We start from the raw sequence: 13,448 nt of genomic DNA on the forward strand, positions 1-13,448 counted from the left end.
CGGGCCGTCCGCCGCTTTTTTCGGTCCTGCCCGTAAACCAAGCAGCCTGCAAAAACATTGTCCCCGTGTCGGCGCTGCCACAGCGGCGCTGCATAAGGAGGATGTTCCCAATGCAAGACGACAATCGCTACGACCAGGGCTATCGGCGCCGCGAGCCGGGCCGCAACGACCGCGACGACGAATTGCGGGCCAGCCGCCGTTATGGCGATCCCGACCATCCGGGCATGATCAGCGACCGCGACTGGGCCGGTCCTTCCGAATACAGCCGTTATGACCAGGGCCGCGGCGGACGCGGCGGCGACTATGGCAGCGGCGGATATCGTGGCGGCGAGGGCAGCGGCGGCGGGTTCCGCGGCGGCGACCGCGACGATTATGGCAGCCGCGGCTTCTCGGGCCGCGACTTCGGTGGCGACCAGGGCCGCGGCGCCTATGGCGGCGGCGGTGGTGGCTACGGCAGCGGCGGCGGGGGCTACGGCAGCGGTGGCGGCTATGGCGGAGGCAGCAGCGGTGGCGGCTATGGCGGCGGCAACTACGGCCAGTCGGGCCGGGGCATGTCCACCAGCTATGATTATGCCGGGCGCAACCTGAGCGGCGGCTCGTCGGGCGGGTCCGGCGCTGGCTATGGCGGCGGCTACGGCGGCGGCGACCAGGGCCGCGGCAGTGGTGGCGAGGACTGGAACCGCGGTGTCCAGCGCGGCGGCGACCAGTGGCGCGGCTCGGACTTCGGCTCGTCCGGTTATTCGGGCGGCTCGGGCGGTTACGGTTCGGCCTATTCGGGTGACTACGGGTCGGGCTACTCGGGCGAGCACGGCTCGGGTTACGGCGGCGGCATGGGCGCACGGCGCGGCGGTGGCATGAGCGGCGGCATGGGGGGCGGAATGGGCTCCGGCATGGGCGCTGGCATGGGTGCGGCGGGCGCGGGCTATGGCCGCGGCGTGGACACCTGGGGCGAGGACGGATCGTTCCGCGGCGGCTACGGCGGCAGCCAGGGCGGCGGCCAGGGGCAGGGGATGTCCCATCGCGGGCGCGGCCCCAAGGGCTACTCCCGTTCTGACGACCGCATCCGCGAGGATGTCTCGGATCGCCTTTCCGATGACCACATGATCGACGCCTCGGACATCGAGGTCGAGGTCAAGGGCGGCGAGGTCACGCTGACCGGCCATGTGGACAGCCGCGAGGACAAGCGCCGCGCCGAGGACGTCGCCGAGCGCGTGATGGGCGTGAGCCATGTCCAGAACAACCTGCGCATCAAGGGCCGCGGCGGTTCGTCCAGCGGCTATGGCGGCAGCATGTCGAGCGGATCGTCGGACCCGTCCTCGGGCAGCGGAGGTTCCGGCGGCGGTCGCTCGGGTTCCGGCAGCAGCGGGTCCGGTTCGGGCTCCGGTAGCTCCGGTTCAGGTGGGTCGGGCTCCGGCAGCTCGGGCTCCGGCGGATCGGGCGGATCGGGGACGGGCACCAGCAGCGGTTCGGCCAGCTCGTCCTCGGGCAGCATGAGCGGGGGCTCGTCCACGACCGGCGCCAGCGGTGCGGGCTCGGCGGGCCCGACCTCCGGCTCGTCCGGCGGCACCTCGGGCGGCTCGGGTTCCTCCGGCCGCAGCTGATCCGGCAGCAAGAATGATACGGGCGGGCGGCCGATGGCCGCCCGTTCTCGCGTCCTAAAGCCCGCCCAGAAGCGCCTCGGTCAGCGGGTGGGCGGGATCGGCCAGCCCCTCGATCACGTCGAGATGGTGGCGCCGCGGTTCGACCGTCAGGTCGGTGCGGTTCGGCCAGCCGGCCCAAGCGTCATGGATCAGGCGCGACTGCTGGACAAAGACCGGCCGCTCGTCGGCCCCGACCCAGATGTGCAGGTCGAGATCGCGGGCGGGCAGGTGGAACAGCGGGCTTTCCCGCCGCACGACCTCGTCCGTCAGCCCGAGGTCCCCGCGCATGGCCGTCTGCTGCAGCGGCCGCAGGTCAAAGAGGCCCGAGATGGGCAGGCAGCGCCGGACCCGCGCCAGCACCGCCGCGGGCAGGGGGCTGTCGTCGCAGATCAGCCGCGCCGCGAGGTGACCCCCGGCGGAATGGCCGGAGAGGGCGATCGGCCCCACGACCCGCTCGGCCGCCGCCGCGACCTGGGCGGCCACGGCATCCCGCATCCCGGACAGCGTGTCCGTGGGCGCCAGCGGATAGTCCGGCAGCAGCACCGCCCATCCCCGCGCCAGCGCGCCACTAGCGAAATGGGAAAACCACGACGGCCCGAACTTCATCCAGTAGCCGCCGTGGATGAAGACCATCAGCCCCTTCGGCGTGCCCTCGGGCATGTGGAACTCGCCGCTCCCCGGTCCCTCGGGGGTCCGCGCCGCGCGGAAGGCGGCAGCGTCGCGCGTCCAGCGGTCGGGGAAGTCCGCCCCGCCGGGGATGTGGACGATGTTGGCGTAAGCGTCGTCCCAGTCGGTGATGCCCTGCACCATCATTGCGGTTTCACCTTCGCGGCCGTGCCCTTGGCGAAGGCTTCCAGCCGCGCCTTGGCGGCCTCCTGCGTGTTCACGACGCCGGCCACGACCGACTCGGCATAGGCCGCGTCCAGCGCGCTCATGTTCTGCATGTGGCTGATGGCCGAGCAGATGGCGAAGTTCGACAAGGGCGGGTTCTGGGCTGCGGCGCGGGCGATCTCGTAGGCCTTGGCCTCGGAATCATCGACCAGGTATTGGGCGAGGCCCACGTCCACCGCCTCCTGCCCGCGATACAGGCGGCCCGACAGCATCATGTCGATCATCCGCGCCTTGCCGATCAGGTCCGCGACCCGGATCGTCGCGCCGCCACCGGTGAACAAGCCGCGCTGCCCTTCGGGCAGGCCGAAATAGGTGGAATGGTCCGCCACCCGGATATGGGCGGCCGAGGCGAGTTCCAGACCCCCGCCCACGACCGCGCCCTTCAGGGCGGCGATGACCGGGACGCCGCCGTATTCCATCTTGTTGAAGGCCTCGTGCCAGCGCAGGCAGACATGCATGAAGTCCGAGGCGCTGCGGTTCGCATGGTAATGTTCCACGAGGTCGAGGCCCGCGCTGAAATGCGTGCCCTCGCCGCGCAGCACGCAGGCACGCACACCCGCGCGGGGCAGGGTGGCGAAGACCTCGATCAGTTCGTCGATGGTGGCCGCGTCCAGCGCATTGCGCTTGGCCGGGCGGTTCAGGGTCACGGTGGCGATGCCGTCCTCGTCCACATCCAGCCGCAGGTTTTCCAAGGACAGGTCCGAGATCGTCCGCATGAAGGTTCAGCCTTTCGTGATGAGGTGGATGACATAGGGCAGCGTCAGGATGCTGACCGCCGTGGACAGCAGGATCGCCGCCGAAACCTGTTCCTCGGCCAGCCGGAAATGGTGGGCGAGGATATACACGTTGCCGGCCACGGGCAGGGCCGCGGCGGCGACCATGATCCCGGCGGCGGTCGGTTCCACCGCCAGCAACCATGCGGCCAGGGCCACCGCTGCCGGGTGCAGGGCCAGCTTGGCGAAGCTGACGGTCGCGGCGGTGCCGGGCAGCCGCGCGGGCTGCAGGGCCAGGGACGCGCCGATCGCGAAAAGCGCACCCGGGGTCGCGGCGCCACCCAGCAGCGTCAGGAACTCGGTTGCGGGAGGGGGCAGGGGCAGGCGCAGGGCGGACCAGCCCAGGCCCGCCACCATCGCGACGATCATGGGGTTGCCGATCAGCCCGCGCAGGACCGGCAGCAGCGTGCCAAGGCCGACGCGGCCATGCCGCCCGGCCGCGACGATCAGGGTGATGAGGGTGGAGAACACCACCAGGTCGATGGTCAGGACCATCAGCACCGGCCCGACCGCCGCCGGGCCCAGCAGCACGACCAGCATCGGCACGCCGAGAAAGCCGGTGTTCCCGATGACGGAGGCATGGGCCAGCATCGCGGCACCGCCGGGGGGGACGCCGCGGCTGCGCGCCAAGGCCGCCGCCAGCAGCCACAGGGCAGAGGTTCCACCCACATAGGCCAGTGCGAAGCGCGGATCGAAAAGCTGGCGGATGTCCAGCGCGGCGGCAAAGCCGAACAGCATCGCGGACAGCGCGAAGTAGAAGACGAACTTCGTCAGCGCCGCCGTCGCCTCGGCAGAAAAAAGCCGTAGCCGCCCGGCCAGCCAGCCGGTCCCGATCAGTGCAAAGAACGGCAGCGTCTTGAGAAAGATCGCCAGCACGGGCGTTCCTCCCTCGACCGCCTTCCGGGCGCGACAGAAGCATCCCCGCGCGCGGGACGCAAGGTCAGCCGCGCCGGACCAGGTAGCGGCGCGCGCCGTCGGGCAGGGGGTCCGAGGACAGCAACTCGTGCCCGCCCTCGGCGCAGAAATGCGGCACGTCGAGGACGGCGGCGGGGTCCGTCGCCACCAGGGCCACGGTCGTGCCGGGGGGCAGCACCGCGAGCGTCTTCCGCAGCTTCAGAACCGGCAGAGGGCAGAGAAGATGCCGCGCGTCGATCTCGGAGTCGGTCATGCGTCAGCGGGCTGGCGGGCGCGGCACCAGGCCTCGGCCTCGGGCCAGATCAGGGGCGTGGCGTAATCGCCCGCGAATTCGATGAAGGCGGGAACCAGCTCGGGCGCGACGGCGATCAGAAGGGGGATCTCCTCGGCCAGGGCCGCGGCGATGAGGTCGCGAAAGCCCCGGCCCGCGGCCTCCTGCTTGCCGAACTTGTTGACCAAGGCGAGGTCGGCGCCCTCCAGCCCCTGAGCTGCCAGCGCCGCCGCCCGTTCCAGTGCGTCCGTATCCAGGCGGCAGCCCTGCGAGCCCGCGCCCAGCGATTGCGAGATGCGGATGGGGGCGGCGTCGGCGCCCAGCACCGTCAGCTCCATGTCGCAGGCGCAGTCCGCGCCGCGGTTCAGGTTCGTCTGCACGGCGCCCGCCAGCCGCAGCCCCCGGGCTGCCAGTCTGCGGGCCAGCCCAGCCATCCGGGTGTTGCCGTCGTCCTCGTCGTGGATCACGTAAGCCAGCATGGGCGCGATTCTAGGGATGCGCCGCCCGCCCCGCAAGCGACAGGGCGTCGCGGCTGACGGCTTGCGGCCCCCGGTGCGGCGGCGCAGAGTGCCGCCCTATGGGTGGAGAGATCGCGGGAATCGTGCTGGCCGGGGGGCAGTCGCGTCGCATGGGCGGCGGCGACAAGGGGCTGCTCGACCTCGGCGGCCGGCCGCTCATCGCGCATGTGATCGAGCGCCTGGGCTGCGTCTGCGCCATCAGCGCGAATGGCGATCCCGCGCGCTTTGCAGGCTTCGGCCTGCCCGTGCTGCCCGACAGCCTGCCCGACTGGCCGGGGCCACTGGCGGGGGTTCTCGCAGGCATGGACTGGGCGGCCGGGCAGGGCATCCCGCGCATCGTGACCGCTGCCGCCGACACGCCTTTCTTCCCGCGCGACCTTGCGGCGCGGCTTGGGGCGGCCGAGGCGCCTGTCGTCATGGCCATCAGCGGCGGCGACCATCCGGCCTTTGCCATGTGGGAGGTCTCGCTGCGCGACGACCTTCGGGCGGCGCTGGTCTCGGGCACGCGGCGGATGCGCGACTGGATGGACGCTCAAGGCGCCGTCCGGGTCGAGATTCCGGGCGACGACCCCTTCTTCAACATCAACACGCCGGCTGACCTGGATGCAGCCCGGCGCAGGCTTGCCGAAGGACCGCAATGGATCTGAAATCCGTCCTCATGGGCCTGAGCTTCGCGGCGATCTGGGCCTCGGCCTTCACCTCGACGCGGATCGCCGTGGTCGAGATGCCGCCACTGCTGGCGCTGGTGATCCGCTTCGGGATCTCGGCCGCCATCGCCATCGGGCTGGCATGGGCGATGGGCCAGTCGATGCGGCTGACGCGGGCCGAATGGCGGACGGTGGTCGTCTTCGGCCTGTGCCAGAACGCGCTCTACCTCGGGCTCAACTGGATCGGGATGCAGTGGGTCGAGGCCTCCGCCGCGTCGATCATCGCCTCGATGATGCCGCTGCTAGTCGCCTTCGCGGGCTGGGCCTTCCTGCGCCAGCCGCTGCGCCCGCAGGCGGTCGCGGGGCTGGTCGTCGGAATTGTCGGCGTCGTCATCATCATGAGCGTGCGGCTGTCGCAGGGCATGAACCTGCTGGGTCTCGCGTTGTGCCTCGCCGCCGTGGTGGCGCTGACCGTCGCCACCCTGGCGGTGCGCGGCGCGGGCGGAGGGCCGAATGTCATGATGATCGTCGGCCTGCAGATGGCCGTGGGCGCCGCGGCCTTGGCGCTGCCCTCGGCGGTGCTGGAATGGGGCCGGCCCTTCGAATGGAGCGGGCGGCTGGTCGGTGCGCTTGCCTATTCGATTCTCGTCCCTGGCATCCTCGCGACCTTTATCTGGTTCCGGCTGGTGACCCGCATCGGCGCGGTCCGGGCGGCGGCCTTCCACTTCCTGTCCCCGCCTCTGGGTGTCGCCATCGCGGCGCTGTGGCTGGGCGAAAGCTTCGGCTGGTCGGACGTGATTGGCTCGGTCGTCGTGGCCATCGGCATCCTGATGGTGCAAATGGCCCGCGTGGCGCCTGCGCCTGCGGCCCGCCCCCTCGCGATCGAGCCGGGGAACGCTTGACGCCCGTCCGAGGTTGAGCGGCGATGCGCGCCGACGACTTCCTTCATCCGACCGACGCCGGGCTTTACTGCCCCCCGGGCGATTTCTTCATCGACCCGGTTCGTCCCGTGCCCCGCGCGCTGATCACCCACGGCCACGGCGACCACGCGCGGTCCGGCCACGGCGCGGTCATGGCCACGCGCGAGACGCTGGAGATCATGGCGATCCGCTATGGCGAGGACTTCACCGCCGCGCGCCAGCCGGCCGACGGGCCGGTTCGCGTGGGGGATGTCGAAGTCAGCTTCCACCCGGCAGGCCATATCCTCGGCTCGGCCCAGATCCGGCTGGCCTGCGCGGGCGGCCCGGTGATCACCGTCTCGGGCGACTACTGCCGCACCCCCAACCCCGTCTGCGCTCCGTGGGAACCCGTGCCCTGCGACATCTTCGTGACCGAGGCGACCTTCGGCCTGCCTGTCTTCAAGCACCCCAACCCGGCGGCAGAGACGCAGAAGCTGCTCGCCAGCATGGCCGAGTTCCCCGGCCGCCCGCATCTCGTCGGCGCCTATGCGCTGGGCAAGGCGCAGAGGGTGATCGCGCTGCTGCGGCAGGCAGGCTACGACGCACCGATCCACCTGCACGGCAGCGCCCAGCGGCTCAGCGAATATCATGTGGCCGAGGGCATCCCGCTGGGCGACCTGCGCCCCGCCACCACGCCGAAACAGATCGAGGGGCAGGTAGTCATCGCGCCTCCTTCGGCTTTTGCAAGCCCTTGGGTCCAGCGCTTCCGCGACCCGGTGATCTGCTTTGCTTCGGGTTGGATGGCCGTCCGCGCCCGTGCCCGCCAGCGCGGGGTGGAACTGCCGCTGGTCATCAGCGACCACGTGGACTGGCCGCAACTGACGCAGACCCTGTCCGAACTGCGCCCTCAGGAAGTCTGGGTCACCCACGGCGCCGAGGAGGCGCTGGTCCGCTGGTGCGAGTTGAACCAGCTTCGCGCCCGTCCCCTGCGGCTGGTCGGCTACGAGGACGAGGAAGAATGAGAGGTTCTTCTTCGTTCAAGTATCCCCCGGGGGCTCGGGGGGCGGGCAGCCCCCCGTCTGGCGGTGCCCCATGAAAGCCTTCGCTGCCCTGCTGGAACGGCTGGCCTTCACGCCTGCCCGCAACGCCAAGCTGCAGATCCTGCAGCACTATCTGGAACGCACGCCCGACCCCGACCGCGGCTATGCCTTTGCCGCGCTGACGGGCGATCTCAAGCTGCGCACGGTCACGCCGGGCCTGCTGCGCGGCTTGGCCGTCGAGCGCTTCGACGAGGTGCTGTTCGCGCTTTCCTACGACTTCGTCGGCGACCTTGCCGAGACCATCGCGCTGATCTGGGACGGCGAGCCGCAGGGCGATCTCTCCATCACCGAGGCAGTGCGCCTGCTGGAAACCACCGGCAAGGCCGGCCTGCCCGCCGCCATTGCGGGCGTGCTGGACCGGCTGGGCCCGTCCGAACGGCTGGCCTTTCTCAAGCTCGCCACCGGCAACCTGCGGATCGGCCTGTCGGCGCGGCTGGCCCGCACGGCGCTGGCGCAGATGGGGGCGCCCACGCTCGACGAGATCGAGGAGGTCTGGCACGGCCTCAAGCCCCCGTACCCCGAGGTCTTCGCCTGGGTCGAGGGCGGCCCGCGCCCCGACCGGGCGGCGCTGGCCCCGTTCCGTCCGGTGATGCTGTCCACCCCCATCGACCTTGACGAACTGCGCGCGCTCGACCCTGCCGACCATGTTGCGGAATGGAAATGGGACGGCATCCGCGTGCAGGCCGTCAGCGACGGGGGCATGCGCCGCCTGTATTCCCGGACCGGAGAGGATATTTCCGGCGCCTTTCCCGACCTCATTGCCGAGATGACATGGGAGGGCACGGTCGATGGCGAGCTTCTGGTCCGCAGCGAAGGGGGCGTCGCCAGTTTCAACGACCTGCAGCAGCGGCTGAACCGCAAGACCGTCAGCCGCGCCATGCTGCAAAGCCATCCTGCGGGCCTGCGCGTCTATGACCTGCTGATCTGGAACGGCGAGGATCTGCGCCCCCGCCCGCTGATGGACCGCCGCACCGTGCTGGAGGCGGCGGATTTCCGGTCCGACCGCATCGACATCTCGCCGCTCCTGTCCTTCGATACATGGGACGACCTCGCCGCCCTGCGGGCTGAGCCGCCCGACCCGGTGATCGAGGGCGTGATGATCAAGCGCCGCGACGCCCCATATGTCGGCGGCCGCCCGCGCGGCCCCTGGTTCAAGTGGAAGCGCGATCCCCGCGTCGTGGACGCGGTGCTGATGTATGCCCAGCGCGGGCATGGCAAACGCTCGGGCTATTACTCGGACTTCACCTTCGGCCTGTGGGCGGGCGACACGCTGGTGCCGGTCGGCAAGGCCTATTTCGGCTTCACCGACGAGGAGCTGCGCGAACTCGACCGCTTCGTGCGCAACAACACGACCGAGCGCTTCGGTCCTGTGCGCGCCGTTGCGCCCAAGCTGGTGGTCGAGGTCGCCTTCGAGGGCGTCAACCGATCCGCCCGCCACCGCTCGGGCGTGGCGCTGCGCTTCCCCCGCATCAGCCGCATCCGCTGGGACAAGCCGGCGGTCGAGGCCGACCGGCTGGACACGCTGGAGGCGATGATCGACGCGCCCAACGTCTTCGACGCCGAAGCCGCGCGGGCGGGCGTGCGGCACGGGCGGACCAAGCGGCGGGAGTGAGGGGTGGTGCGTGGGAACCACGCACCTTACGTGCAGACCATGAACGAAGGTTCCCCCCCGGCCGCCGCCACCCTGCCGCCCGCCTTTGCCGACTGGTTCGCGCAGCAAGGCTGGGTGCCGCATCCGCACCAGCTTGCGCTGCTTGAGGCGCAGGGCGACAGCCTGCTGATCGCGCCCACGGGGGGCGGCAAGACCCTGGCCGGGTTCCTGCCCTCGCTGGTGGAACTGTCCGAGGGGTGGAAGGGCCTGCACACGCTGTATGTCTCTCCGCTGAAGGCGCTGACGGCGGACATCGGCCGCAACCTCGCCCGCCCCGTGGGGGACCTGAACCTGCCGATCCGGGTCGAGGACCGCACCGGCGACACCAAGACCGGCGCCCGCCAGCGCCAACGGACCGACCCGCCGCAGATCCTGCTGACGACGCCCGAAAGCCTCGCCCTGATGCTGTCCTACCCCGAGGCGCCCAAGATCTTCGGCAGCCTGCGCCGCGTGGTGCTGGACGAGTTGCACGCGCTGGCGGAATCCAAGCGCGGCGACCAGCTGATGCTGGGGCTCGCGCGGCTGCGCAGCCTTGCGCCCGGCCTGATCGCCACCGGGTTGTCCGCGACGGTGGAAGACCCCCAGGCGCTGGCGGATTTCATGGGCGGCGCGCGGGTCGTCCATGCCGATCCCGGCCCTGACCCCGACATCGCCATGCTGCCGACCAGCCGGCCCCCGCCTTGGGCGGGGGCTGGCGGGCGCTATGCCGTCCGCGACGTGCTGAAGGCCGTGGCCGAGGCGCGCACCACCATCATCTTCATCAACACCCGCGCCCAGGCCGAGCTGTTCTTCCAGGCGCTCTGGGCCGAGAACGACCAGAACCTGCCCATTGGCCTGCACCACGGCAGCCTTGCGCGCGAGGCCCGCGCGCGGGTCGAGGCCGCGATGGCGGCGGGCGAGCTGCGGGCGGTGGTGGCGACGGGCTCGCTCGACCTCGGGATCGACTGGGGCGACGTGGACCTGGTGATCCAGGTGGGCGCGCCCAAGAACGTCAAGCGGCTGGTCCAGCGGATCGGGCGGGCGAACCACCGCTACAACGCGCCCTCGCGCGCGCGCATGGTCCCGGCCAACCGCTTCGAGGTGATCGAATGCATCGCGGCCCTTGAGGCCGTGCGCGAGCGCGACCTGGACGGCGACGCGCGGGGGCCGGGGCCTTTGGACGTCCTGTGCCAGCACATCCTGCTGACCGCCTGCGCAAGCCCCTTCGACGCCGATGCGCTGTATGCCGAGGTCCGCAGTGCCGGTCCCTACCGCGACCTCTCCCGCGCCGAGTTCGACGACTGCCTGAACTTTGCCGCCACGGGCGGCTATGCCCTGCGCGCCTATGACCGCTGGCAGCGGCTGATGAGCCGGGGGGCCTTGTGGGGCCTGCGCGACCCCCGCGCCGCCCGTGACCTGCGGATGAACGTCGGCACCATCGTCGAGGCCGAGATGACCAAGGTCCGCTGGAAGCGCGGCGGCGGGCTGCTGGGCGAGGTCGAGGAATCCTTCGCCGCGAGCCTCGTCCCCGGCGACACCTTCCTGACCGGCGGCCAGATCGTCCGCTACGAAGCCCTGCGCGAACTGGTGGTCGAGGTCAGCCCCAGCCCGCGCAAGGAACCGAAGATCGCCGTCTTCACCGGCGTGCGGATGCCCATGTCGGCGGAACTGAGCCACCGCGTCCTGTCCCTGATCGGCGATCCGGCGCGGTGGGAGGTGCTGCCCCAGCCCACCCGCGACTGGCTGTCGCTGCAGGCCGAGGTCTCGGCCGTGCCCCGGCCCGGCACGCTGCTGGCGGAAACCTTTCCGCACATGGGCCGCTGGCATCTCGCCGTCTATGGCTTTGCCGGGCACAACGCGATGCAGACGCTGGGCCTGCTGCTGACCCGCGCGATGGAAGAGGCGGGGCTGGGCCCGCTCGGGTTTTCCTCGACCGATTACGCGCTGCTCATCTGGTCGCTGGACCCGGTGACGGACCTTGCGCCCCTGCTGGATCGCGAGAGCCTTCGGGCAGGCTTGGGAGACTGGCTTGCGGGCAACGCGGTGATGAAGCGAACCTTCAAGAACGTGGCCATCATCTCGGGCCTGATCCACCGCAACATGCCGGGCGGGCGGCGGTCGGGCAAGCAGGCGACCTTTTCCACCGACATCCTGTATGACACGCTGCGCCGCCACGATCCCGACCACCTGCTGATGCGGATCACGGCGGCCGAGGCGGGCCGGGGCCTTGTCGATTTCGGCCGGATCGAGGAGATGCTGGACCGCTCGCCCGTCCTTGACCACCGGCAACTCGGCCGCGTATCCCCCCTCGCCGCGCCCTTGATGCTGGAAATGGGCCGCGTCCGGATCGAAGGGCAGGGCCGGATGCGGCTGGCCGAGCAGGAGGCAGAGGCGATGATGGAGGCGGCAGGGTTGCAGCTGACCGACGATCCCTCGGGCTTCGACGCGCCTGCGCCTGTTGCCGCCCGGCCCGAGCCGTCCCCCCGGCGCAAGGCGCGCCCGGCCCGATGACCGGCTTTGCCTTCACATGGCACGGCCTGAGGCTCGAGGCGCGCTGTTCCGGCGCCCTGTGGTGGCCCGAGGAACGTTGGCTGGTCGTGGCCGACCTGCACCTGGGCAAGTCCGAGCGCATGGCCCGGCGCGGCGGTGCCCTGCTGCCGCCTTACGAGGGGCTGGAAACCCTGCGCCGTCTCGAGGCCGAGGCCGAGGCGCTGGACCCGGCGGTGATCGTCAGCCTGGGCGACGGTTTCGACGACGACGCGGCGGCCGAGGCGCTTGAGCCCCAGGTGGCCGAACGTCTGGCATGTCTGGGGGCAGCGCAGGAGATCCGCTGGATTGCAGGCAACCACGACCCGCGCGCGGGCGGAGAAGAGACGCTGCGCATGGGACCTGTCACGCTGCGCCACCAGCCGGAAGGCGAGGGGCCGGACATCAGCGGGCATTTCCATCCGGTCGTGCGGCTGGCGGGCGCGCGCAGGCGGGCGCTGCTGATCGGGCCCTCGCACATGATCCTGCCCGCCTTCGGGGCCTATACCGGCGGACTGGACGCGGGGTCCGAGGCGATCACCCGCTGGGTGCCCCATGGCATCGCCGTGGCCTGCCTGCACAAGGCGCTGCCGGTGCCGCTACGGGCGGCCTGAACGGAAAAGTCCGCCGGATGAACCGGCGGCCCCTGATGTTTCTCGACCTGCCGCTCAGAAGCGGAAGTTCAGGCCCAGCTTGACGTTCGAGAACGAGGGCGTGGCGACCGAGGTCGCGCCGGGCACGATGTCCACGTCCGTCGAACCGAAGTCCGAGTATTCGTATTCACCGGTCAGCGACATCCGCTCGGTCAACTGGCGCTCGACGCCCAGACCGACCACGTAGCCGTCCGCGTCGTAGTCCTCGCTGGTGCCGTTGACGTTGTAGGTGAAGTCACCCTTCTGCCAGCCGGCGATCCCGTAGACCAGCGTGTCGGGACGGACCAGGTAGCCGGTCTTCAGGCGCAGGCCCAGCAGGTTGTTGACTTCCGACTCGAACTCGCCAGCCACGCCGAAATCGAAGTCGTCGCTGATGTCGCCCGCGACATAGGCGACTTCCGGGCCGACCACCCAGCGGTCGCGCTGCCAGCGATAGCCCAGGCGCAGCCCGGCGTTGGCACCCGACAGCTCGGCGCTGCCGATGTCACCGCCCGGGGGGCGAACGCCGATGTCGTCGTCGCCGCCGAAGGCATAGCCCAGCGTGATGCCGGCATAGCCGCCCTGCCAGTCGGAGGGGGCCGGCGCGACGACCGGAGCGGGCTCGGCGTCCAGGACCGGCGCGACGAAGCCGCCGGCATGGGCGGCAGGAACCGAAAGCAGGGCTGCGACCGATGCCGCGATCAGGTTGTTACGCACCTTGAACCTCAAGCAGTAAACGTGACTGCCGCGACAGGAACGCGGCTGTTTCTGGAATGATAACTGGCATGAAGACCGGCCGTTCCCAAGAGGCAGCCTGTCGAATTTCGGATTTCCCGAGGGATTGATGCAGTCCTGCCACCCTTTCAACCAGCAGTAGCAAATGCGTGAAGCAAGTCGCCTGTGCTGAGCTTTGCGCCAAAGGAACAAAAACTTGGCCTCTGTTCCTCAGGCAAAAATCGGGTGTCTTACCCTTCCCGGACGACGCGCAGGCATTTCATCCTGCGCG

The 13,448-nt window shown here is 70.5% G+C and carries 13 protein-coding genes; 7 read left to right on the forward strand and 6 right to left on the reverse strand.

What is annotated here, in order from left to right; all coding sequences use genetic code 11:
• The first annotated feature begins 110 nt into the window (after positions 1-110).
• Positions 111-1,601: a BON domain-containing protein gene (locus tag ACFFII_RS14105; RefSeq protein WP_377699507.1), complete on the forward strand. Its 1,491-nt coding sequence runs from the start codon at positions 111-113 to the stop codon at positions 1,599-1,601.
• Between the two features lie 54 nt (positions 1,602-1,655).
• Here ACFFII_RS14105 and ACFFII_RS14110 read toward each other — a convergent pair whose 3' ends face one another.
• From ACFFII_RS14110 to ACFFII_RS14130, 5 genes are all read right to left on the reverse strand, one after another.
• Positions 1,656-2,453, reverse strand: coding sequence for a hormone-sensitive lipase (locus tag ACFFII_RS14110; RefSeq protein WP_377699508.1), 798 nt, complete (start codon positions 2,451-2,453; stop codon positions 1,656-1,658).
• Positions 2,450-3,247, reverse strand: a complete 798-nt coding sequence (locus tag ACFFII_RS14115) for a crotonase/enoyl-CoA hydratase family protein (protein ID WP_377699509.1) — start codon at positions 3,245-3,247, stop codon at positions 2,450-2,452. The genes ACFFII_RS14110 and ACFFII_RS14115 overlap by 4 nt, the downstream gene beginning before the upstream one ends.
• A gap of 6 nt (positions 3,248-3,253) precedes the next feature.
• Positions 3,254-4,180 carry an AEC family transporter gene (locus ACFFII_RS14120; RefSeq protein WP_377699510.1) on the reverse strand — a complete coding sequence of 309 codons (927 nt, stop codon included), beginning with the start codon at positions 4,178-4,180 and terminating at the stop codon, positions 3,254-3,256.
• Positions 4,181-4,244: 64 nt separating this feature from the next.
• The gene (locus ACFFII_RS14125) at positions 4,245-4,472 is read right to left on the reverse strand and encodes a sulfurtransferase TusA family protein (protein ID WP_377699511.1); all 228 of its coding nucleotides are present in this window, start codon (positions 4,470-4,472) and stop codon (positions 4,245-4,247) included.
• Complete coding sequence (locus ACFFII_RS14130) at positions 4,469-4,969, reverse strand: DUF2478 domain-containing protein (RefSeq protein WP_377699512.1); 501 nt, start codon at positions 4,967-4,969, stop codon at positions 4,469-4,471. Before ACFFII_RS14130 ends, ACFFII_RS14125 begins: the two co-directional genes overlap by 4 nt.
• Positions 4,970-5,067: 98 nt before the next feature.
• Between ACFFII_RS14130 and mobA the strand changes: the two genes are divergently transcribed.
• From mobA to pdeM, 6 genes are all read left to right on the forward strand, one after another.
• Positions 5,068-5,655: a molybdenum cofactor guanylyltransferase MobA gene (mobA, locus tag ACFFII_RS14135; RefSeq protein ID WP_377699513.1), complete on the forward strand. Its 588-nt coding sequence runs from the start codon at positions 5,068-5,070 to the stop codon at positions 5,653-5,655.
• Positions 5,646-6,557: a DMT family transporter gene (locus tag ACFFII_RS14140; RefSeq protein WP_377699514.1), complete on the forward strand. Its 912-nt coding sequence runs from the start codon at positions 5,646-5,648 to the stop codon at positions 6,555-6,557. Before mobA ends, ACFFII_RS14140 begins: the two co-directional genes overlap by 10 nt.
• Positions 6,558-6,580: 23 nt before the next feature.
• The gene (locus tag ACFFII_RS14145) at positions 6,581-7,576 is read left to right on the forward strand and encodes a ligase-associated DNA damage response exonuclease (RefSeq protein ID WP_377699515.1); all 996 of its coding nucleotides are present in this window, start codon (positions 6,581-6,583) and stop codon (positions 7,574-7,576) included.
• 70 nt (positions 7,577-7,646) lie between these two features.
• On the forward strand, positions 7,647-9,266 hold the full coding sequence (locus tag ACFFII_RS14150) for a cisplatin damage response ATP-dependent DNA ligase (RefSeq protein ID WP_377699516.1): 1,620 nt from the start codon (positions 7,647-7,649) through the stop codon (positions 9,264-9,266).
• Between the two features lie 39 nt (positions 9,267-9,305).
• Positions 9,306-11,795 (forward strand): ligase-associated DNA damage response DEXH box helicase, encoded by a 2,490-nt coding sequence (locus ACFFII_RS14155; RefSeq protein ID WP_377699517.1) that lies wholly within the window; start codon positions 9,306-9,308, stop codon positions 11,793-11,795.
• The gene (gene pdeM / locus ACFFII_RS14160) at positions 11,792-12,424 is read left to right on the forward strand and encodes a ligase-associated DNA damage response endonuclease PdeM (RefSeq protein ID WP_377699518.1); all 633 of its coding nucleotides are present in this window, start codon (positions 11,792-11,794) and stop codon (positions 12,422-12,424) included. The genes ACFFII_RS14155 and pdeM overlap by 4 nt, the downstream gene beginning before the upstream one ends.
• A 54-nt stretch (positions 12,425-12,478) precedes the next feature.
• Here the strand turns inward: pdeM and ACFFII_RS14165 are convergent, their stop codons facing one another.
• A complete protein-coding gene (locus tag ACFFII_RS14165; protein WP_377699519.1) occupies positions 12,479-13,159 on the reverse strand; it encodes an outer membrane protein in 681 nt (226 codons plus the stop codon).
• Between the last annotated feature and the right edge of the window lie 289 nt (positions 13,160-13,448).

The sequence above is a fragment of the Paracoccus niistensis genome (assembly GCF_042432925.1).
GTDB lineage: Bacteria > Pseudomonadota > Alphaproteobacteria > Rhodobacterales > Rhodobacteraceae > Paracoccus > Paracoccus niistensis.